At 39.9% G+C, this 21,926-nt stretch carries 16 protein-coding genes and 2 riboswitches; all 16 genes read right to left on the bottom strand.

Going from position 1 to position 21,926, the window contains the following annotated elements; translation table 11 throughout:
• Window positions 1–185: 185 nt before the first annotated feature.
• Window positions 186–2,252 (bottom strand): glucose-specific PTS transporter subunit IIBC, encoded by a 2,067-nt coding sequence (ptsG, locus tag QNH17_RS01780; RefSeq protein ID WP_283877119.1) that lies wholly within the window; start codon window positions 2,250–2,252, stop codon window positions 186–188.
• Between the two features lie 187 nt (window positions 2,253–2,439).
• Window positions 2,440–3,282, bottom strand: coding sequence for a glucose PTS transporter transcription antiterminator GlcT (gene glcT, locus QNH17_RS01775; RefSeq protein ID WP_283877118.1), 843 nt, complete (start codon window positions 3,280–3,282; stop codon window positions 2,440–2,442).
• A gap of 174 nt (window positions 3,283–3,456) precedes the next feature.
• Entirely contained in the window at window positions 3,457–4,785 is a 1,329-nt protein-coding gene (locus QNH17_RS01770; RefSeq protein WP_283877117.1) for an NCS2 family permease, read from the bottom strand.
• 114 nt (window positions 4,786–4,899) lie between these two features.
• A riboswitch (purine riboswitch) is annotated at window positions 4,900–5,001 on the bottom strand.
• Between the two features lie 244 nt (window positions 5,002–5,245).
• A complete protein-coding gene (guaA, locus tag QNH17_RS01765; RefSeq protein WP_283879403.1) occupies window positions 5,246–6,766 on the bottom strand; it encodes a glutamine-hydrolyzing GMP synthase in 1,521 nt (506 codons plus the stop codon).
• A 150-nt stretch (window positions 6,767–6,916) separates the two neighbouring features.
• Window positions 6,917–7,019: riboswitch (purine riboswitch) on the bottom strand.
• A gap of 80 nt (window positions 7,020–7,099) precedes the next feature.
• Window positions 7,100–9,313: a transglutaminase TgpA family protein gene (locus QNH17_RS01760; protein WP_283877116.1), complete on the bottom strand. Its 2,214-nt coding sequence runs from the start codon at window positions 9,311–9,313 to the stop codon at window positions 7,100–7,102.
• Window positions 9,310–10,530 (bottom strand): DUF58 domain-containing protein, encoded by a 1,221-nt coding sequence (locus QNH17_RS01755; RefSeq protein ID WP_283877115.1) that lies wholly within the window; start codon window positions 10,528–10,530, stop codon window positions 9,310–9,312. The genes QNH17_RS01760 and QNH17_RS01755 overlap by 4 nt, the downstream gene beginning before the upstream one ends.
• Window positions 10,531–11,487: an AAA family ATPase gene (locus tag QNH17_RS01750; RefSeq protein ID WP_283877114.1), complete on the bottom strand. Its 957-nt coding sequence runs from the start codon at window positions 11,485–11,487 to the stop codon at window positions 10,531–10,533. It abuts the gene before it with no gap.
• A gap of 223 nt (window positions 11,488–11,710) precedes the next feature.
• Entirely contained in the window at window positions 11,711–12,217 is a 507-nt protein-coding gene (locus QNH17_RS01745) for a DUF6241 domain-containing protein (RefSeq protein WP_283877113.1), read from the bottom strand.
• Between the two features lie 201 nt (window positions 12,218–12,418).
• A complete protein-coding gene (locus tag QNH17_RS01740) occupies window positions 12,419–13,234 on the bottom strand; it encodes a hypothetical protein (protein WP_283877112.1) in 816 nt (271 codons plus the stop codon).
• A 14-nt stretch (window positions 13,235–13,248) separates the two neighbouring features.
• Window positions 13,249–13,713: a hypothetical protein gene (locus QNH17_RS01735; RefSeq protein ID WP_283877111.1), complete on the bottom strand. Its 465-nt coding sequence runs from the start codon at window positions 13,711–13,713 to the stop codon at window positions 13,249–13,251.
• Window positions 13,714–13,728: 15 nt separating this feature from the next.
• Window positions 13,729–15,669: a hypothetical protein gene (locus QNH17_RS01730; protein ID WP_283877110.1), complete on the bottom strand. Its 1,941-nt coding sequence runs from the start codon at window positions 15,667–15,669 to the stop codon at window positions 13,729–13,731.
• Between the two features lie 4 nt (window positions 15,670–15,673).
• Complete coding sequence (locus QNH17_RS01725) at window positions 15,674–16,000, bottom strand: hypothetical protein (RefSeq protein ID WP_283877109.1); 327 nt, start codon at window positions 15,998–16,000, stop codon at window positions 15,674–15,676.
• Complete coding sequence (locus QNH17_RS01720; RefSeq protein WP_283877108.1) at window positions 15,993–16,703, bottom strand: DUF5081 family protein; 711 nt, start codon at window positions 16,701–16,703, stop codon at window positions 15,993–15,995. Before QNH17_RS01720 ends, QNH17_RS01725 begins: the two co-directional genes overlap by 8 nt.
• Window positions 16,700–16,999: a WXG100 family type VII secretion target gene (locus QNH17_RS01715; RefSeq protein ID WP_283877107.1), complete on the bottom strand. Its 300-nt coding sequence runs from the start codon at window positions 16,997–16,999 to the stop codon at window positions 16,700–16,702. The genes QNH17_RS01720 and QNH17_RS01715 overlap by 4 nt, the downstream gene beginning before the upstream one ends.
• Window positions 16,986–17,396 (bottom strand): chorismate synthase, encoded by a 411-nt coding sequence (locus tag QNH17_RS01710; RefSeq protein WP_283877106.1) that lies wholly within the window; start codon window positions 17,394–17,396, stop codon window positions 16,986–16,988. The genes QNH17_RS01715 and QNH17_RS01710 overlap by 14 nt, the downstream gene beginning before the upstream one ends.
• Window positions 17,383–21,921, bottom strand: a complete 4,539-nt coding sequence (essC, locus tag QNH17_RS01705; RefSeq protein ID WP_283877105.1) for a type VII secretion protein EssC — start codon at window positions 21,919–21,921, stop codon at window positions 17,383–17,385. Before essC ends, QNH17_RS01710 begins: the two co-directional genes overlap by 14 nt.
• Window positions 21,922–21,926 lie beyond the last annotated feature (5 nt).

Below are 21,926 nucleotides of genomic sequence, written 5' to 3'. Positions count from 1 at the left end.
AATCATTGTCAACATTTTTTATCAATGTTTTTAACACCAACAAGTTATTAACTTGTCATTAACGACTGCTTTAATATACTACCACCACGCCTAGGTCACGTCAACAAAAATCTAAATTTTTTTTTACCATTCCTACTTTCTTCTATATATAAAAAGCCAGCCCCATCACCAGGGCCGGCTTCCTCTTACTTCGTAATCTTAATTATTCCTTCTTGCTTCAATTCTACTTGGCCTTGTTTATTAAGCACAACTTTTTCACCTTCGGCTAAGTTCGTGAAAACAATCGGAGTAATTGTAGATGTTGCATGTTCTTTAATGTAATTTAAATCAACTTTTAATAATGGCTGACCCTGTTCAATGATGTCATCTTCAGAAACTAATGTCTCAAAACCTTGACCCTTTAAATTAACAGTATCAATACCAACATGAATCAAGATTTCACGACCTGTATCAGATAAGATACCAATGGCATGTTTAGTTGGGAATAGGTTTACGATTTTTCCATTTACCGGTGAAACAACTGTTCCTTCAGCTGGCACAATCGCGAAGCCATCGCCCATCATTTTTCCAGCAAACACTTGATCAGGCACTTCAGTAATCGGCTTTATTTCACCTTTAAGTGGTGCAGCAAACACTTCACTCTCACGTGCTTTTTGAATTGCATCTGAATTTACATTACTTTGTTCCGGACTTTTTTCCGCTGTATCAACAGAAGTTGTACGAGGTCTCTTACCAGACATAATATCTTTCATTTGACCCTTAATTGTTTCAGAACGCGGTCCGAAAATTGCTTGAATGTTATTTCCTACTTCTAGGACACCCGCCGCACCAAGTTTTTTCAATTCTGCTTTGTCCACGTTTTTAATATCATTAACAGATACACGAAGACGTGTAATACATGCATCTAAATGAGCAATATTATCTTTTCCACCCATAGCATCTAAAATATTAGCTGCTAAATCACCTGAACCTGATTTTCCTGTTGTCGCTTGATCTTCTTCTTCCTCAAGTTCACGACCCGGAGTTTTTAAATTAAACTTGCGAATCGCAAAACGGAAACCGAAGTAATAGATAACCGCAAAGACAAGACCTACCGGAATAACGATCCAAGCATTTGTTTGCGGGTTAATTAATCCAAATAGAATATAGTCAATTAATCCACCTGAGAAGGTCATCCCGATTTTTACATTTAACAAGTGCATTGTCATAAATGATAAACCAGCAAAGATTGCGTGAATACCAAATAATACCGGTGCAACGAATAAGAATGAGAATTCAATTGGTTCTGTAATACCAGTAAGGAAAGAAGTTAACGCTGCAGAAGCCATTAATCCTCCTACAAACACTTTCTTTTCCGGGCGAGCTTCATGGTAAATCGCTAGTGCAGCCGCAGGAAGTCCAAACATCATGAATGGGTATTTACCTGTTGTGAATGTACCTGCAGTTAAATTTTGAACACCATCTTTAATTTGTTCCATGAAAATACGTTGGTCACCACGTACAAGATCACCAGCAGCGTTTGTATAGCTTCCAAATTCATACCAGAATGGAGCATAGAAAATATGATGCAATCCAAATGGTATTAATGAACGTTCAATTACCCCAAAGATAAAGGCAGCAATCGTTCTGTTCGCATCAACCATGTTCGTAGAGAATGCATTCAAGCCTGATTGAATTGGAGGCCAAATAAGAATCATTAGCAAGCCTAAAAGAACAGTACTTGCAGCAGTTACAATCGGAACGAAACGCTTACCAGCAAAGAAACCTAGATATGACGGCAATTCAATTTCGAAGAATTTATTATACATATAAGCAGCAATAAGACCGACGATGATACCTCCGAAAACACCCGTTTGCAGTGTCGGTATACCTAATACAGAAGCATAGCTTTGAGGATGCTTCGCAAGTGCATCTGCATCAATTCCTAAGGCTGTTCCCATTGTTGCATTCATAATAAGGAACCCTACAATCGCAGCAAGTCCAGCTACACCTTCTCCTCCTGCTAGTCCAATCGCAACCCCAACAGCAAATAATAATGATAGGTTTCCGAAAATGACACTACCTGCCTGTTCCATAATCTTCGCAACCATCGCAATCCCGCTATTATCTAAGAATGGGGCGAGGTCAATTAGTGTTGGATTTTGAAGTGCATTACCAATTGCTAGTAAGATCCCGGCAGCTGGCAGAATTGCAACTGGTAACATCAATGCTTTACCGACTTTCTGTAAAACACCAAAAGCATTTTTAAACATAAAGGATACCTCCTAATTTTTAATATGGCTCATAAAGCGGTTACAATCTAGAGAATTAACGACAAAAAAGGCATGAGTAAAGGTTCAATTGATTATAGTTATGGGTATAGACTACCCCATTAACTTAATTTCAATTAAACTTTTTACTCATGCCTGATCGAATCAGTAACACGTAAAAGAATAAATGTTATTTATATTTTTTTTGAAGTCGTTGTAAATGCATCGTTAGATAAACTGCTTCTGCATCAAAGACTTTCAATTTTAAGGATTGTTGCATCACTTTTATGAGCTTCCATGAGAGATTATAGCATATCGGATATTCATCTTTCAATAGGGAAGAAATTTTTTCTGGTTCATCCACTTTTTCACCGTTTACTACCCGTTCAATCGCAAAACGGAGATGGCGAACAAGTCTCATATAATCGATTCCTTCTTTATCTATCTCTATCTCCAACTGTTCTTCAACCATATCAACCAGTCTGCTGACGAGCTGGGAATGTTGGTTTACATCAGAAAGGTCTTTATTGGTTATTGCACTGTGAATATGCAAGGCGATAAATCCAACTTCACCGATTGGAAAGCTAATCCCAGTGTTATCCTTAATAAGTTGGACAACTTCTTTCGCCACTTCATACTCATGACGATAAAGCGCCTTCGTCTCCACTAAAAAAGGATTTTTCATTTCCATCCCTTGGGAGGCCCTCGTTAAGGCAAACATTAGATGGTCTGTTAGGGCAACATGAATATGTTCATTTAGCGTTGTATTCGTCCGTTGTTTGATTAACTCAATTGATGCTATGATAACCTCTAAAAATTCGTTATCAATAAAAGGCAGCAATTTAATATAATTTTGCTGCTCCTTTTCATTTTTCAAGACAAAGAGTTTTTCAGCAGAGTCCTTTTCAATTAAATCCCCGTATTTGCGATTAAAGCCGATCCCTTTGCCAATCAATACAACTTCTCCATAGGACGGGTGTTCAGCAATCAATACATTATTATTTAAAACCTTCTCAATCGTCAGCTGCGCCATACCCTTTTCCCCATTTCTCCCATTTTACCTTATTAATTACAGAATAAAAGAGAGAAAACAGGAAGTCAACGACAAAGTTCGACAACATTATGTCGTGTTAGTTGGTAATTTATTCGAATTTTATTTTTTTTAAAAAATAAAAGAAACTGTGGCTGCCCACAGTTCCCTTTAACATTATTTTAAGAAAATGAAATATAGAACAAAGATTACAAAGAAGAAGTACATAACTGGGTGGATTTCTTTTGTGCGACCCTTGATGATCATTGTGATTGGGTAAAAGATAAATCCAACTGCAATACCTGTTGCAATGCTGTATGTCAGCGGCATAGCAATCATCGTTAAGAATGCTGGAACAGCAATTTCAAAACGCTGCCAATCAATTTTTCCTAATGAAGATACCATTAACACCCCAACAATAATTAACGCAGGTGCTGTTACAGGTGCAGTAACAACCGATAATAACGGAAAGAAGAATAACGATAAGATAAAGAATCCTGCTGTTACTAAGGCTGCAAATCCAGTTCTAGCACCAGAGGCAACCCCTGCAGATGACTCAATGTAAGACGTTGTGGTAGATGTACCTAGTACAGCACCGACAATTGTTGCAATAGAATCCGAAATTAGTGCGCGTCCAGCACGAGGAAGCTTATTGTCTTTCATTATTCCCGCTTGGTTCGCTACTGCGACAAGGGTCCCAGCATTGTCAAAGAAATCAACAAACAGGAAGGTAAGCACTATACCAAGCATGGCTGTTGTATAAAAAGAGCTATCTCCAAACGAAGAGAAGGCTGCACCAAAAGTAGGCTCTAAGCTCGGCACAGAATCGACCACTTTAGTCGGCATATCAATTAAGTTAAAGATCATTCCCACGATTACCGTGATGACCATCCCATAAAATACAGCTCCGTTAATACCTTTAGTCATCATAATTACTGTTATGACGATACCAAAAATAGCAAGCAGAGTAGGTCCTGCTGTCAAATCACCTAAACCAACGAGTGTTGCATCATTATTAACCACAATTCCTGCATTTTGTAATCCGATAAAAGTAATGAACAAGCCAATCCCAGCTCCAACAGCGTGTTTTAAATCAACTGGAATCGCGTTAATAATTTTTTCTCGCAGGCCGGTAAGAGTTAATAAGAAGAAAAATACACCTGAGATTAGAACTGCACCAAGTGCATGCTGCCAAGGAATCCCACTGCCTAATACTACTGTATAAGCAAAGAACGCATTCAAGCCCATTCCTGGCGCTAGTGCCAGCGGATACTTCCCAAGAAGCCCCATGACAATCGACCCGATTGCTGCCGCAAGTGCGGTTGCCACAAATACTGCACCATAATCCATTCGTAAAGCATCTGGATAGTCCTTTATAGATGCTAACGATAATGTCAATGGGTTAACAACTAATATATAAGCCATTGCTAAGAAGGTGGTTAGTCCCCCAATAAACTCACGGCGATAATTTGTACCATGTTTTTCAAATTCAAAATACTTCCGCATTTCTTTTCCCCCTAAGGTTCTTTTCTTTATTATTTATGCAAAAAAGCTCCGGCTTATACTACCGGAGCTGACGTAAGGCATGTGCAATAAATAGAGGAAAAGAAAGCATACCTCTTATATTAAACACTGCCTCGTAGTCAAGCCATTTACGGTGGCTCGGTAGAAACTTTTGGGCCATATCCCCAAGATTATACGATGCAATTTTTATTCACTTCTCTTAACACGTTTTTTATTTTAGCAGGAAAGAAACATCTTGTAAACAAAAAATACGAACGATATTAAAAAAAAATTTAACATCGTTCGTGAATATGGATGTTCCTGAAATAAATAGTCACTTTTTCCAAAATAAATAAGAACTGGAACCACGTATCGGTTCCAGTTCTTCGTTTTTCTTATTGTCCAGCTCCAGCGCCTAGGGGCTCGGGGTCATAAGCCCCTGAGCAAGGCGCTTCCGCTTTTCTTATTCCCACTCAATCGTTGCAGGCGGCTTGCTGGTAATGTCATAAACCACCCGGTTGACATGTGCTACTTCGTTAACAATTCTGGTTGAAATGACTTCTAAGACATCCCAAGGGATTCTTGCCCAATCGGACGTCATTCCGTCAATAGAGGTCACCGCACGAATTCCAATGGTGTAATCATAGGTCCTTGCATCCCCCATTACACCGACACTGCGAATGTCCGGTAACACTGTGAAATACTGCCAAATTTCTCGGTCGAGACCAGCTTTTTTAATTTCTTCGCGAAGAATCCAATCTGATTCACGAACGATTTCCAGTTTATCTTCTGAAATAGCTCCTAACACACGAATACCAAGACCTGGTCCAGGGAATGGCTGTCTCCAGACGATATCATCTGGAATACCAAGCTCGGTTCCAAGCGCACGGACTTCATCTTTAAACAGAGTGTTCAATGGTTCAATCAGTTTAAACTGCATATCTTCCGGCAGACCACCCACATTGTGATGGGATTTAATGGTTTGTGCAGTTGCCGTACCACTTTCAATAATATCAGTATAAAGCGTGCCTTGGGCTAAAAACTCAATACCCTCGAGTTTGGTTGCTTCATCGTCAAATACATAAATAAATTCATTACCAATAATTTTTCGTTTTTTCTCAGGGTCAGAAACACCTTCTAACTTCGATAAGAAACGTTCTTTGGCATCAATTTTGATAACATTCATGTTGAAGCCTTCTGAAAAAGTCTTCATCACACTGTCAGCCTCATTTTTCCGAAGTAAGCCATGATCAACAAAAATACAAGTAAGTTGATCACCGATTGCCTTATGAATCAGTACAGCAACAACGGATGAGTCCACCCCGCCGCTTAAAGCACAAAGAACTTTTTTATCGCCCACCTGCTCACGAATTTTCGCCATTTCCATTTCAATGAAGTTACCCATCGACCAATCGCCGCTGCATTCACACACGTTAAATACAAAATTCCTTAGCAATTCATTCCCATAAACGGAATGACGTACTTCCGGGTGGAACTGAACAGCATAAAGTTTTTTCTCTTCATTACTCATTGCTGAAATTGGACATGTTGGATTTGTGCCATCCACGGTAAAACCTGCAGGAGCTTCCACGACAAGATCACCATGACTCATCCACACGGTCTGCTCATTTGGCAGGCCGTTAAATAGCGCTGATGGGTGTTGTACCGTCATCGTTGCTTTTCCGTATTCACGTTCTTTCGCTTTTTCAACCTTCCCATTAAAATGGACGGTCATTAACTGCATCCCGTAACAAATACCAAGTATTGGCAGACCCATTTCAAAAATGGCTTCATCACAGCGGAAAGAATTTTCATCGTACACACTATTTGGCCCGCCGGAGAAAATAATCCCTTTTGGGTTTAATTGGCGGATTTCTTCTGCTGAAATCGTATGCGGATGTAATTCACTATATACCCCAAATTCACGGATCCTGCGGGTAATTAACTGGTTATATTGACTCCCAAAATCTAATACAATAATCATCTCATGCTTGCCTTGCAAAGCATCCACCTCAATTTTCTCAAGTTATAGTTATTATGAACCTTTACAGCTAAGGATATAAAAAAAACTAGAATTCTCCCCTCCATAAAAATTTTCAGGAAGGCAGAATTCTAGTTTTCTCGTAAAAAGGCAACAGAAAAATCCTGCCTTCATAGTCAGGTCATTATACGGTGACCCGGTAGAGACTCTCGAACCAAATTTTCGAGGATATATGAAGGAAACGTACTATATTTTGAACAGCACAAGCACCTTTTATAACAGTGCTAATGCTGAACATGAATTAGTACATATTGTAACAATAGGTTGTTTTTCTGGTCAAGCTATTGTCTTTTTAATTAAATTTTCCCATAATTCATACGATTCTTTCCAAGTGCCCTTTGGCAATTGCTGATGATACAGATAATTTTCATAAATTGCCGTTAGCTGTGACATTTCTCTTGTCGAAAAGAAGGAATCAATGTAACGGGCATAGTTTCTTAGTGTTTGATTTTCCTTCCGCTTTAATCCGTAGCGTTCAAACTGTTCTAACAAAGCTAAATAGGCAGCACTGATGTTTTCGTCCTTTTTCTTAAATCGGTAAATTACTAACAGACTGTACGGAACCCACTTACCGCGAATACGGTAAAGAATACCAACCACTGCAGCTGCTATTACGATTATGAAAACTATCCGCTTCCAATTGTTTTTCAAAAACAATGTGGTCTCTTCCCAGATCCTTTTAACATCAAAGAATGATTTTGAATCATTTACTTTATTAGGATCTTCTATCTCTTCCTGCTGAGGCTTCTTCACAGGCGTTGGACTGGTTTCTTGATTATTGGATGATGATTGGCCATTCGCTCCGTAGTTGATGATAATTTCATTTGAAAAGCCCTTGGTTGGCTCAAATGGTACCCAGCCTTGATTTGGAAAATAGACCTCAACCCAAGAGTGGGCATTATTATTTGTTACCTCGTAAATCTGTGTCCCTGAAGTCTCATCACTATATTTTAGGAAATCTCCGCCTGTGAACCCTTTTACCCAACGCGTTGGAATCCCGAGTGTTCGCAGCATTACAGCCATCGAAGTGGAGAAATTGTCACAATAACCCCTTTTTGTCTCAAACAAAAATTGATCCACATAGTCATCTTCGGTGTCAGGCACCGCGACATTTTTCTGGTCATAAGTGAACGCGGATCTTCCAAAATAACTTTCTACCGCTTTTGCTTTATCATACCAATTGGGTTTTGCGGCCGTAATCTCTTCTGCTAATTCTTTTACTCTAGGCGGGAGATTCTCCGGCAGGAGTGTATATCTTTGATAAAATTCCTCGTTGATGATGGTTGGGTCATAGCTAATTGTTTGGACTAAGTCTGAAGCCTTGTACTTTGGTCTTTCGAATTCTACTGTAAAGACCTGCGGTACAGCAGGGACATTATCCTTCGAGAAAAGGCTGATTCGCTCATTGGTTGTATCGATTTCAAATCGATCGCCCTCAGGAAGCATCTTTAACACTTTGCTAATTCCGGCAGGATACATTAAAAAGTTGAAATTATATTCTGGACTTGTCACCACCCGCGAAGACTCTTTAATGGTTTCTACGGTGTCAGGCACCGAAAAAACAGGGACAAGATCTTCCTGACGAAAGGTTATAGGTGTGGTACCAGAGGCCAGCCAGCCTTTTCCTGTATACACGTCCTTCGTTTCCATCTTCCAATAGTTCTTTCCGTTCCCTTCATACTGAAAGACTCGGTTGTTATCTCCTATAAAGGGACCGCCTAATTCAGAATCATTGGTTCCATAACCGATACGATTAACAATGCTAGCCTTATCTTCAGGAACTTTGTCATTATTAGCGGTAAAATATGGAACTGGATCTGGCCAAATCGGTGCGGCTTTCGGCGCAGCTATGCCAGCTACAACACTTAATGAAATCATAACAGCCAGCGGCACCATCCACTTTCGCAGATAGGTCGGTTCGGTGCTGACATTTTCTTTTTGAACGATTCGGTAAAATGTCAGCATACCCATCACTGCAAAACCAGCCACCACCGTTCTGACAATGGCGAATTTGGCAATATACGGCGTAAATGTATCTAAAACTGTAATATAGACTAAGGTCATAAAGAAAAATATGAAGATCCGCTTACGGTTTAAAATCCAGTAATTAATTAAGTACACCATTAGCCATAGCAAGACAAAAAATAATAATGTCCTAAATTCGTTGGATAAGCCATTCCAATTCCTTGCTTTAATCAGACCAAAGTTATCCATAATATCTCTAAAGAAGGCTGACATCCATGTTGAATCAAAGAGCCCTTCATCATAGTGAAGCTGGTTAATGGCATATAAAATAAAGAGCGTTTTGATACTATAGTTCCAAATCCATTTCAAATGAAAGTAAGATGATGCAAACGAAATCACAATAAAGATAAAAAACATCTCAATATGATCGGTTTCTGTTAATTGTTCAATGGGACGCAGCCATTCACTTAATAATAAAAAGCTAAAGGTATATAACAGAAATGATGAAAAATCTCTTTTGATCAACGGAAGTTCACCTCCGAAAAGGCCGCTGTGAATTCGCCTTCCTGAACCAAGACAACCCGGACTCCACGGGCATTGGCGATTGCCATAAGCGAGCGTTCCTCATTTGTCGGCGCTTCTTTCTCCCCTTTAATCAGAAAAAGCGTCATCGTTCCACCTTTTCGCTGACCGAGGAAGCTTGCTTTTTCAATCAGAGGTTTCGTAATTTGCCCGGTGACTAACATAAACGAAACCGTCTGCTGGATGAGAAGACCATCGGTATCTAACACCTTTTCAAATGGTGAAATACATTTCGCCTCTATTTTTGCCAGATGATAAAAAAGCTGCTGAAGATGCTGTTCTCCGCCGCGTATGGGGAAAGAGGCACGTTCGTTGCTAATCGTTAATAGACCCGTCTGGGCTCCTTTTTTCAAAATAGCCCGCAATAATGATGCTGTAAAGGAGACAACAGGCTCAAACTGCTTCGTTGGGACACAATCCATGACCACAAAGACATCATGTGATTGCCGCTGTTCAAATTCCTTTGTCATAAGGATATTTCGTTTGGCTGATGCTTTCCAGTTAATCCACGAGAAGCGGTCACCTGGCTGGTAATCCCTCACCCCAGTCGCCATGGATGTATCGCGCTGGACTCGTTCCCTGGAAGCCGTCAGACCAGAATCATATTGATTTTCAAATGAGCGGTATAATAATTCTGTATACGCCGGATAGACAATGATTTTGCCCTCCAAGGCAGCCTTTTTTTCTTTTTCAAATAAGCCGAGCGGGTCACCAATTCTCAAGGTAAAAGATTCAAAAAAATGTTCACCACGCGGCAGCTCATCAATGATATATTCATAAGAAAATTCCTTTTTCAAACCCGGAAGAAGAAGGGCTTTCGCTCTCTTTTGCTGAGGAGCAAATTTCAAGGATTCATCTAACTGATCCTCAATCAGTAAATAAAAGAGGGGAAATGATTTTGCTCTTTTCACTGTAACGGTCACCTTTAAAGGTTCTCCGGCATTAAAATCTGTTTTTGGCAAAAATCTTTTTACTTCAAGTTCATTTAAGGAGTAAAAAGAGATCGCGACACAATAAATGGCAAAGGGAAGAAAGCTGTAAAATAAAAACCAACTTACAAATCCCCCTTGAAACATGGCATAGGAGAAAGCTAATAAAATTAAAAAAAGCAGCAGGATAAACTTCCATACTTTTTTCAATATCATCCAAGTTTTTTTCATTTATTTCACTAACCTTTGAACTGGGACCGGAACTCTGGCAACCACCTGGTTCACTAAATCTTCAGCTGAAATCCCTTCGAACTTTGCCTCCGACTTTAAAATTATCCGGTGGGATAAGACAAATCGAGCTAAATATTGAATATCATCCGGGAGAACATAATCACGGCCATACATATACGCATAAGCCTGCGCCGCTTTCATCAGGGCGATGGATCCCCTTGGGCTTGCCCCAAGGTAGACACTGCCATGGCCCCTTGTACGGTTAACGATATCGACTATGTAACGTTTCATCGTATCATCGACAAACACATCTTTGATTTCCTTTTGTAAATCAAGAAGGCCATCAAGTTCAATGACGGGAGTTAACTCCTCAATCGGCGGGTTCTTTTGTGCTCTATTCAACACTTCCATTTCCTCTTGTAAGTCAGGATAACCCATTCTCATTTTTAATAAAAAGCGATCAAGCTGTGCCTCGGGAAGTGGATAGGTCCCTTCATACTCGATTGGATTTTGGGTTGCCATAACAAAGAATGGCTTGTTCAGTTGATGGGTTATTCCATCAATGGTAACACTTGCTTCCTCCATCCCTTCTAATAGTGCTGACTGGGTTTTCGGGGAAGTACGGTTAATTTCATCGGCGAGAATAATATTCCCCATTAACGGACCGGGACGAAATTGAAACTCCATCTCTTTTGGATTATATATGGAGACTCCGGTTACATCGGATGGCAAAAGATCCGGAGTGAATTGAATTCTACGGAAATTGGCATTCACTGACTTAGCCAACGCACGGACCATCATCGTTTTCCCAACGCCTGGTACGTCTTCTAAGAGTACATGGCCCCCAGCTAAAAGGGCAACCAGGCTAAGTTCAGCAACGTCCCTCTTTCCAATCATAACCTTTTCTATGTTTACTAGGATTTTCTCTATTGTGGGATTCTTTTGATCAAAAGACAAGGTGATTCCTCCTCGGGCGGATTATACCTATTTTCGGGCATTCCATTTAAGTATTCTATATATTCCTAAAATATTCCTTTATATATAGACACACAAAATTCAAGACTAGGTAAAAATTAGACGTAGATGCTATAAAAAAGGTTCCTCTAACCAAAAAAGCCTACTTCAGCAAAAGAAGCAGACTAAATAATTTTAGGATTGGGTACGTGCTATATTATGGATTTCACTGCTCTACATCATAGTTCTCATGGATAAATTCCATTTCTTCTTCAGGTGAAGCTATGCCATTGGCTTTTCCAACCGTGCCGCCCTGCAGCTCCCAAATGGCATTGTGATTCATAACCACGTAATCGAAATCGCCTTTATCCCAAGATTTTAATATAGTTAAATAAACATCAGCATTTTCATAATCTTTTTTATTGGCTTCGACCACTTGTAGTAATCTTTTCACCCGCTCAGGCGTTAAAGGCAGTGCGCCCCACTTTTTGTCTGCTAGAACCTTTTGGTGTGACATATTATGTATGGCTTGCTGGACATTGTTTTCACTCATACTAAACGGAAACTCACGATTAACCTTTTTAGTTTGTTCATGAACTTGAACTACTTTTTCACCCTTTGGTGCAGTTCCTACGCTAACAGAGACATTTTCCTTATCAAAATATAAATAACCCCCTATCAAAACACACGCAAGTATAACGGATATCCATATTTTTTTAGGTATTTTTTTCATCGTTTCCCCTGCTCCTCAAAGTGAGAGGGTCTAGAGTATCACTCCATCCCTCCAAGATAGGCTTAGATTTAATAATTCCACATTCCCCCTATATTTTCCTTTAAAACCTCTTGAATATTGGAAATCTATCATAAAAAAAGCCTACTCTATAAAGAGTAGACTTACCATTAGTTCCTTCTCTATTTAGTTACATGGGATGATCTATTGACCGTTCATTCGTGCCAATATATTTAATACTTTTATAAAACTCATTCTCACTTCATAATCATTGCCAACGAAAAGTACTTCCTCTATCCCCTTGTTGATAGAATGGTTTAATACTTGATACAGACTTTTTATATCGACGGATGCTGAAAATTCACTTTTGTAACCATGCTTCAAAGACTCTTTTTTACTTTCATCCTGGTTTGTATAAATTTTAATAGTTTTTTCAAATTGCAGGGGAGAAAACTGATTAAAGATTAGCTCTTCCCCTGTTGTCTCTTTTGCAGGTATGATCCATAATTTTTTTGACCCAAATTTCATTTGATTAAACAGAGTCATAATCTTGTATTCTTGTTTTTCTAAAACAGGCTGGCGCTGCATTGCTAGTAATGAGGTATTGACTAAATCATATACATTGGTGGTCAGCGTATTTTTCCCTTCATCCACAATTAATCCACTGACCCCAGAAAACATCGCATTAAATAAAAAAACCGTTAATTCCTCAATGGCTACTTTCTTATATAAACCAATCTCATCATTTTTTAAGTTGTAACGGTTCGTATATTCCTTGGCAATCGATTCCTCCGTAAATAACCAAACGCTCGGAATATCGTTATAGCCTATACCGCAGAAAATGGGAGCCGTCCTATCCTTAATGCTTTCTACTGATGATTCCTTCCTTACCACCGTAAACAAGTCTTTTGTTTTGACGATATCGAAGATAATTTGTTCATAACAGGACTGAAATTGTTCTGATGATTCTTCGTATCTATTTAATAAAGCAATCTTTTCCTGTACAAGACTTTCTGTCATCGATCCAGCCCCCCTTATTCAAAATGCTCAGTTTCTATTTTAAAACACTCCTCTATAGTAACTTCTCTTCGAATCGTGTTCTTGCTCAGATAATCTTCCTTTACATAAAAAAGTTGAAAGTCATCAACAGATCCTAGTCTTTTCATATACAGATCTCTATCTTGATAATCGAGATTACACTCTTTGCCTAAATTGGGATCCGCCGTCACAATTTCTATCTCTTTATCATCCTGGAAAATACGGGTAACAAAAAATTCATGATTTTTGTATCGGGCGATAAAATATTCCCGATATAACTCCGAAACCTCTTCCTTTTTTACTTCTCTTTCATGTAAATCTTTATCGTATGCAGACATAGCAGATGTGAAACCAGGTTCGTTTCGGTGCAGAAATAATTTAATGGTCGTTATTTGGCCTTTAACTCTTGCTGCAAAGGCCTTATATCTTTTATTGTTGTATAAAGCAACGCATCTATCCATAATACTCCCACATTTCTAATTAGTATTTACCGAAAAGTCTATTGGTTCAAAACGGCCGTTCTTAAAGATAGCAATTCTTTCTTCCTTACCATCTACAACCCTAAACATTTCCGCTCCTTCTTGAATGTTTGCTCTTACATAATCCTTTACTTGCCACTCTGGAACGATGGTTTCATTTCGACCACCTAAAAAGCCATTATGGGTACAAGGATATGCATCAGTAGTGGAACCATAAAATTCTGTTCCATATGGTATTTGAATCAAATCGTCCGACACATCACTGTATTTAAAGCGAATAACCGCATAAGAATCACCATCATCCGGATACGTTCTAATGACAACCCCGTCTTTTTCGTACGTATAATCTAAACGTAACGTCTCAAGGGTTTCCTTGTAATCACTTGTTACATTTGCGACATCTTCATACTTAGCCACATAACCCGCAACGGTTGTATATGGATTTTCTGCTCTTAGGTAGCCATCAATAGAGTCAATAGGTACCACCTTACTCATTAATGTGTCTTCTGTTGGTTTTTCTACAGATTCCCTAAGGTAAAAGATTAAATTCATTTCGCGGTCTGATAATTCTGATACTGGGGTCAGCTTAATTCGTTGAAATTCCTCAACACTGATATTATTTTCCTGTAATACCTTTAAGATGTTTTCTGAGATTCTTCCATCGGTCTGGTCTGCACCCTTAACGCTTCCACTTCCAAGGTTAACTCCATCAATCCTGCTCAACACATCTTTCAGCTTATTTTCCACCGTATGGGTATTCTCAACAGGCATTCGAACCTTCCCAGTTTCACCCAAATCAACTGCAGCTAAGCCCATCCGCCGAGACGGGGTAATATTTTTCATTTGTGTCACTGCAGAGTCTACTAATCTTCCTGCTTCCAGTGTATCTTTTGCGATTTTATTTTTCATCGCATTGGTTGTATCTATTATTGCCGATGAGGCATTCTTCAAACGTGTGACCGATTGCTGGCCTGCGATTTTCACCATATGATCAATGTGATTAATTCCTTGTTGGATACTTCCTTTCACTCCTGTCCGCAGCCCCATGCCCCCGATATTCTCGCCAAGATGTGCGAGACGTACCGTGCTTGAGAATTTCGTTAACCCACTCACCCCAGGAACAATATCCAATGGAGCTAATAGGCCGCGAAACCAGCGTTCCCCAGTCCCAAGCTCCCGGCCAGATACCCAATCCTTGCCAGAAACAGCCGAGCTTAACTCCATCGCACCATACGCAGCCCCTAAGGCCAACCCTGCCGGCGGGCAGATGAGCGTCGCCCCTACAATAACAACCAACGCCCCGATCTGAATCCAAAATTCCTTGTCTTCTTGTTGGTTACGAATCGATTCGTACTCAAAGGCACGAGTATTTAAAACGCCTTGTTGATATTCTTCTTGTGAGAAATCCTGGTCTGGATTAAGTTCTTTCCAGGCATCGTATTCAAGCTTCATTTGACTTGCATAGTAATTATCTCCGCTAAACAAGTCATCCAAACCCACTTCTGTTTTAGGCACTTCAAATGATTGCGCAGGACCGTAACCCGCGTAAACATACTGAGTCTCTGTCGCCCCGACTCGATTCGTCGTTGTATAGCTGGAAATCGTTAAATCCCGCATTGCCTCGACAAACGCATCCATATCTTCATAGAATGGCTGATCAATTGTGCGGTCAACAATCTCTCCGACCTTCCCGGTAAAGTTGTGTAAAATCTCGAAGTCTTCAAATAATCCCTGGTACTTGCCTTTTTGACTGGTGTGATGAAAGGTTATGACCCCGTCACTATCATAGTTCGCTATATCAGACTCAGCATCCTCTAAATTATCACTTAGATCCTTTAGGGTATCAATCATGCCTTTGCCCCAGCGGCCAAGGCCAATTAAATCGCCAATGCCGTCTTTCATCTTTTCCCAGTCTGACGGGATATATTTTACATCCATCACGCTATACCCCCAGTTTCGCAATGATTTGCTCGGCGATTGCTTCGTCTGCCTGCATCATCGTATTTAGGATATCAATTACCAAAGTTGCCGCTCGGGAGTAATTGTCATATAAATCCATTACCTTCTGATTCGCCTCTGCATAAACTTCCATGGCCTTTTTTGCTTTTCCTTCTGTGTAATAATCAATACTTCCCAGCTTTTCAATATTCGGGGTGGCATTGGTTTCCAGTTCCGTAATAATTGCCTGTAAAAAGGTGAAAATTGTTGTCATCTCATCAGGATTAACATTGATGAGTAGGCTAGAACCGCCCCCATCAGCTTTAAGCATAAGACTTAACCTCCTTATAAGGGAAATCCATTTCGTCAAATAGAACCTTCAAAAACCAATATTGACTAGCATGGTAATATTTTTTATTTACAGTATCGACCATGATTAACTTTTCGTCTTTCGTAAAGATGAGCCACTGCTGATAATAGTGCCAATTAAATCCGTCTTTATGTTCCTCATTTAGATGGAAGAATTCTAAATTCATCAACATCTCTTCCGGCTCAAAGCTCTCTGTTTCGCGTCTTTCTTGATTGGATAATTCCTTTTTTAGGAACGCTTTTTCCATTTCAACCGGTTCTCTTACCATCACTGGAAATTGTTCACTTAACATTTTTAGAAGTGTTGCTTTAGAGGTGATACGTAACTGATAAGACCCTTGTCTCTCCAACTCTACCAGCACAATGACCTCATCTCTTTCACGTTCACGGAAGGCAAAGAGAAGATTATTGATACGAACGTATTTCTGGCTTTGATGATAAAATTCAATGGTCTGGATGATTAGTGCCCCTGAGCTTGTTATCTTTCCCTCTGGTGTAATGATTTTCTTCTCAATCAGCCGGTTATGCGCCTCTTTAAAGACTTCTTCGCCTTTTAATTGGTAAACTTCTTTCTCAGGTAAGCCAAAAAGAACATTCCCACCAAAGGCTGCCGCTAAAAGGTATAATTCAGCCGCTGAAAACGTATCTGTTGAACGTTCCATCATAAATTCTTCACTTCCCTCACGGAACCGTCTTGAAGGAAGTCATCTATATAACCATCTAGATTATTTAACGCCTTTGTTTGTTTTGCCACAGCGGACTTCATATCATAGTGATACTTCTGAATGATTTCCAGATAACTTAAAAAGGAATCTCGAGACTTGCCGCTCCATTTTGCCGAATGAAGATAAGAAATTAGTTGTTCACAAGATTCATAAGTTTGTTCAATCGATTGCTCTAATGCCTTCGCCGCGGCTTTCGCTTCATTTACTTTATCCACGTCTATTCTAACGCTCCCCACTGATCAATCGCTCCAATCTTTCTTGTAGGTCTTTCAATTCCTTTTCTCTTCTTACTCTTTCCGCTTCCGCCTCTTTAATGGCCAAATCCTTATAATGGACATATCGTTCATATGCCTTATTTTTCGCTGAAACCAGAGAACCCCGGTTTTCTTGATCTGCTTGAAAATATTGTTTTAATTTCTCCGTTATTTCTTCCCTGCTCGTTTCAAAATCATTTGAAGGTATTTTTGAATTTGATAGATTCGGAATCGTACCTAGATAGGAACTGTACGCTGCATTTGCTTCTGATACCTTATGGTCATGTTCCGAGATGGCACTCTTGAGCTTTTCATACAGCTCATAATACTCATCTCTTTTTTTCTCCGAGTCACTTTTAAACCAATCAAACATGGACATTCACTTCCTCTCTATTTACGTAAGGAGCAGCAATTTTGATTTTTTCTGCTTTGCCCTGTCTAATGTAGTAGGCTTCATAGGGATGTAAGTTTTGCTCTTTATAAGGTCGATTTAAGACCTCAAGTATGCTCTGATCCGTAATTCTTCCAATTAAGACTCCCGCCTTTTGCTTCTTCACTGTTGTGGCAATATCATCGTATTGTCTTTCTAATGCACCATGGAGTGCTCCAATTACAAAATAAATTCCTGTTCTCGCACCCGTTTCGATCAGATTAGCCAGCGTCGATTGACTAGTAAACGACATCGATTCAATAATGAAAGATACATCTGTGATGAAGACAACCATTGGGCGGACTTCCTTCAGAAAATCATTCCTAGTCGCTCTCCCGCCCGTAGCTGATTGTACTTGACGGAAGGCATCTTGCCTTGTTTCAAATAGCTGCTGGAGCTGTTCTACAAACACATCCATTGTTTCAGCATGGTCCGCATAAAGATTCACATTTTCCTTATAAACTCTAAATCTGGAAGAAACATTATCGATTAAACCCACATCAATGTGATGATTAACAGAAATACTGGCAATCAGTGTTAGATACGTTTGTTCAACCGCATCCATAAGATCACTTAAGATTAATGTGGTTTGATCTTTCATGACAGTTAACTCCATTGGCTCTACATTTTCAAAATCGACGGCAAACGGGATACCGCCATTCCTTACGATCGCCTTCGTCTCTTGTTTTTCAATAAAAGGAGCAAACTCAATGACATCTGGAACCATTGGAATGGGTGATGGCAGCTCCCCATGCCAGGCATTGCGCATCTCTTTACTCTCTTCTTGGATTCGATTGATAATCGAGAGCGTGTCGTCTCCTTCGACAGGTAAAGCTGTTTGAAATAATGTTGGCTGCTCTAATTTAACCAAGCCTCTGCCAGGAACTTCTTCAATGAGTAAATCCGTTCTACCGACAATATTTCTTGGCTCCATTCCATCAATCATAAATAAGGAGATTTGATGTTTAATATTGGCGAGAACCGGAGCTCTCAACACACTTTGGCGTCCTGCACTTATAACCATATGGATGCCGACACTAACACCCTCCCTGGCAATTTGCGCAGCCATTTTTTCAAAATCGTCTCGGTAGAAAGCATCACTAATGGAATCGAACGTATCGATGATTAAAAGAATAACAGGGACTTCTTCCCCACTTACTTGTTCATACATCTGAATATTGGCGACACCATATTTACTTAATCGTTGCTTACGCTCTTTCAATTCATGCTGCAGGCGGCGGAAAAGCTTTCCTAGTTTTATTTCTTCATCCCCCATAATTATATCTGCTGTATGAGGAAGTTCCCTCAATGGCAGTAACCCGTTTGTGCCAAGGTCTATCAAATAGAAATGGACTCGTTTAGGGCTATGTTGTCTAGCGATATTCATCGCAACAGTTTGTAAAAAGGTGGACTTCCCATACCCTGGACTAGAAAAGACAGCAATATGACCATCCTTGGTAAGATTCAATGTTAGTGGTTTTTGGACTTGCATTTCTGGAAGATCTAGAAAGCCGAAGGTCACTTCCAACGGTTTTTTCCTTCCGTACCAGTCCTCTTGATAATTCATGTCATCTAGATCTGGAAGGAAAATCCGCTCTTCTAACGGCGGCAGCCATGGTCTAGGCAGATCCGCGATACGTTGTTCGGCTGCATAGGCATGTATATAATCCACGACTGCATCCAGTTGGGTTGGAACCTTGGTTATTTCCTTCTTAGTTGATAGACCACTTAAATCATCCGATATGATGTCGTATTGTCCAAGATCATTAATGGCATAAATAGTTGTGTCCAGTAAGTCTTGTTCATTTTTATCTGGGATATAATCGGCACCGCTCCATGCACTTTGAAAAAGTTCATAGATTTCATTGTTGCCGACTTGTAAGTAAGCACGACCTGGCAGCGTGATATTCGCAGCATCCTGCGTTTTCAAGATCTCCGTCGAATCACTGGCGTTTTGAACTTTTAATGCAAGCTTAAATTTAGAGTTGGACCATATTTGGTCATCGACAACACCACTGGGCTTCTGGGTAGCTAGAATCAGATGAATCCCCAGAGACCGTCCAATACGGGCTGTCGAAACCAGTTCCTTCATAAATTCAGGCTGTTCGGATTTGAGTTCAGCAAATTCATCTGAAATTAGGAATAAATGGGGCATCGGTTCACGAGCCTCACCTAATTTATAGAGTTTTTGATATTGATTGATGTGGTTGACATCATACTCGCCAAAAACACGCTGGCGCTTTTGTAATTCTGCTTTAATCGAGGCAAGCGCACGCATCGATTGCGTACCGTCTAAATTTGTAATCGTTCCTAATAAATGCGGGAGATCTTTAAATAAATTTGCCATTCCTCCGCCTTTATAATCAATGAGCAAAAAAGCAGCTTCATGCGGATGAAAGTTTACCGCAAGCGAAAGAATATACGATTGTATAATTTCTGATTTACCAGAACCAGTTGTCCCAGCGATTAATCCATGTGGTCCATGTGCTTTTTCATGGAGGTTTAAATTGACAAGATCCTCTTTCCCCCGCAATCCCAGTGGAACAGCAAGGCTTTTATAGGTTTCATTTCGAGGCCACCGCCACTCAATACCGAGCTCCTCCACTTTCTCTACACCGTACATTTCAAGAAAAGTCACGCTTTCTGGAATCGAATTTTTTAAACTTTGCAGGTGATTAAGCGATGCCAGCGCGCGAGAGAAGTCTTCTTTATTAAAACCTTCCGGAAATTGATCCGGTGTGAATCTTCGATTAACTAATTCACCCTTCTCAAGGATCATCATTCCAGTTGAGGCATCACGAATATCAATCACCGTTTTCACATGTTCAGGAAGAGACTGCATGACATCTTGCACGAATACAAGGGAAACTCCTAATTCACTTGGGTCCTCATTAAAGTATTCCATCACAGAATGATCCAATATCATTTTTTCATCGGTGATTAGCACAACAAAATGAGGGGTAAAATACATTTTTTCACTTTTATTACTTTTCTCATTGATAGCAAGCCTTCGAGCTTTTAATATCTGATAAAGTGAGTTTAGAACTTGATCCCGTGACCGTTCGTGATAAACAAATCCCCTTACGTTTATTTCTCGTAAACTAGCATGTGGGAGCCAGCGCATCCATTCCCACTTTCCCTTTTCTTCTTCAGGAAAGATCGTGACAAACTGCACATCATGGTAACTATGAAATAGAGACGTCTGCATCACCAGCATTTGTAACTGTTCAAGTACAAGAGAACGGTGCCCAATATATCCAACAGGTCCATTGATCAATGATGTTGGTGCTGGTACATCGTCTAATGTGAGATACTGAGCCCGAAGATTGCGAGCAGCATCTATCAGTTCATCCTTCACAAGGGTAAACTCCTCGATCGTAAATTCGACCTCGAAGCTCGAATCAACACGCCCTAATCCAAGACGGTACTTAAGGAAGTCATGATGTAAATTGGTCTTCTCATAAATCCGAGAATCGACTTTCATCGCCATAACCCGTAATTGCTCTACATCTGGAAAATGATAATCCAATGCATGCCGCTGTTCCTGACTTACTTGATATAATTGCTGTGTTTTCTGTTTCAAGTATTCTCGGTAGCTTGTATCCCGTTCCTTAATGTCCAAGCGGTATTGTTTCAGGCTTTTTAGATAGGATGTAATGGAAAAAATGACCGTGGTTACTGTCATGGCAAGCATAATGATGATATAAAACCCATTCGACATAAACAATGAGACCAGGATCATTGCTGCAATCATCACTAGCGGCGGAACGATCACCCGTGCAAGCTGTTCACTTGGTTTTCCAGGTTTATTAGAGGGTTTTGCAATTTTTTGTTTTTCCTCAGGCTCACGATAGATAATTCTTGGTGAACGATGATAATCGGGGTAATGACTGCCGAAATTATTGTGAATGCCAAATAAACGAATTAAGTTCGTTGCGATGATTGATTGTGCTCCCAGAATTTCGAGTTCGTCCTGGCCAAGCTTCATCATCATTCCTTCAAAAAAAAGCTGGTCTCCTGGTTCTAGCTCTACCACACCCGTTGTCCGAACATAATTGTGGTAAACCTCACCTTCAAAGACTTCAAGTTTAAAAGGATCTCCTAACTTCTCGCGAATAAGTACAAAATCCAGGGTGGAGTTCTCGATTCTTACATCATCAAAATCATTAGCACCAAATGTAATACTAAAGTTTTGTGTTGTATCGTACACACAACGCTCAGTTTCTTCCATGATATAAATCTGAAGAATCTCATCATGCGTGTTTAACGAAAGGCATTCATTTACCCGCAGCTGCTGTGTACCGATTGTACATGCAGTACCATCCCACATAATTGATATTTCTGAATGAAAATCGATAAATGTAATCGTGTTCGACTGATCATTCCCGACTGTAATTGTTTTTGGTTCGCCTATTATTAAATGACATTTATGCAATTGACCTTTATAGCTCAGAAGTAATAATCGTTGTGTCATTTTTC

The sequence above is a fragment of the Neobacillus sp. SuZ13 genome (assembly GCF_030123365.1).
Lineage (GTDB): Bacteria > Bacillota > Bacilli > Bacillales > Cytobacillaceae > Neobacillus.
The sequence above is the reverse complement of the archived record's forward strand: the minus strand, read 5'-3'. Positions and strand labels throughout refer to the sequence as shown.

Excerpts from the sequence above, each read along its gene's own strand:
- QNH17_RS01745 (WP_283877113.1), bottom strand. The coding sequence starts at position 12,217 with ATGAAAAAAATACCTAAAAAAATATGGATATCCGTTATACTTGCGTGT.
- ptsG (WP_283877119.1), bottom strand. The coding sequence starts at position 2,252 with ATGTTTAAAAATGCTTTTGGTGTTTTACAGAAAGTCGGTAAAGCATTG.
- glcT (WP_283877118.1), bottom strand. The coding sequence starts at position 3,282 with ATGGCGCAGCTGACGATTGAGAAGGTTTTAAATAATAATGTATTGATT.
- QNH17_RS01730 (WP_283877110.1), bottom strand. The coding sequence starts at position 15,669 with ATGGATGTAAAATATATCCCGTCAGACTGGGAAAAGATGAAAGACGGC.
- QNH17_RS01720 (WP_283877108.1), bottom strand. The coding sequence starts at position 16,703 with ATGATGGAACGTTCAACAGATACGTTTTCAGCGGCTGAATTATACCTT.
- QNH17_RS01770 (WP_283877117.1), bottom strand. The coding sequence starts at position 4,785 with ATGCGGAAGTATTTTGAATTTGAAAAACATGGTACAAATTATCGCCGT.
- QNH17_RS01710 (WP_283877106.1), bottom strand. The coding sequence starts at position 17,396 with ATGTCCATGTTTGATTGGTTTAAAAGTGACTCGGAGAAAAAAAGAGAT.
- essC (WP_283877105.1), bottom strand. The coding sequence starts at position 21,921 with ATGACACAACGATTATTACTTCTGAGCTATAAAGGTCAATTGCATAAA.
- QNH17_RS01725 (WP_283877109.1), bottom strand. The coding sequence starts at position 16,000 with ATGCTTAAAGCTGATGGGGGCGGTTCTAGCCTACTCATCAATGTTAAT.
- QNH17_RS01735 (WP_283877111.1), bottom strand. The coding sequence starts at position 13,713 with ATGGATAGATGCGTTGCTTTATACAACAATAAAAGATATAAGGCCTTT.
- QNH17_RS01755 (WP_283877115.1), bottom strand. The coding sequence starts at position 10,530 with ATGAAAAAAACTTGGATGATATTGAAAAAAGTATGGAAGTTTATCCTG.
- QNH17_RS01740 (WP_283877112.1), bottom strand. The coding sequence starts at position 13,234 with ATGACAGAAAGTCTTGTACAGGAAAAGATTGCTTTATTAAATAGATAC.
- guaA (WP_283879403.1), bottom strand. The coding sequence starts at position 6,766 with ATGATTATTGTATTAGATTTTGGGAGTCAATATAACCAGTTAATTACC.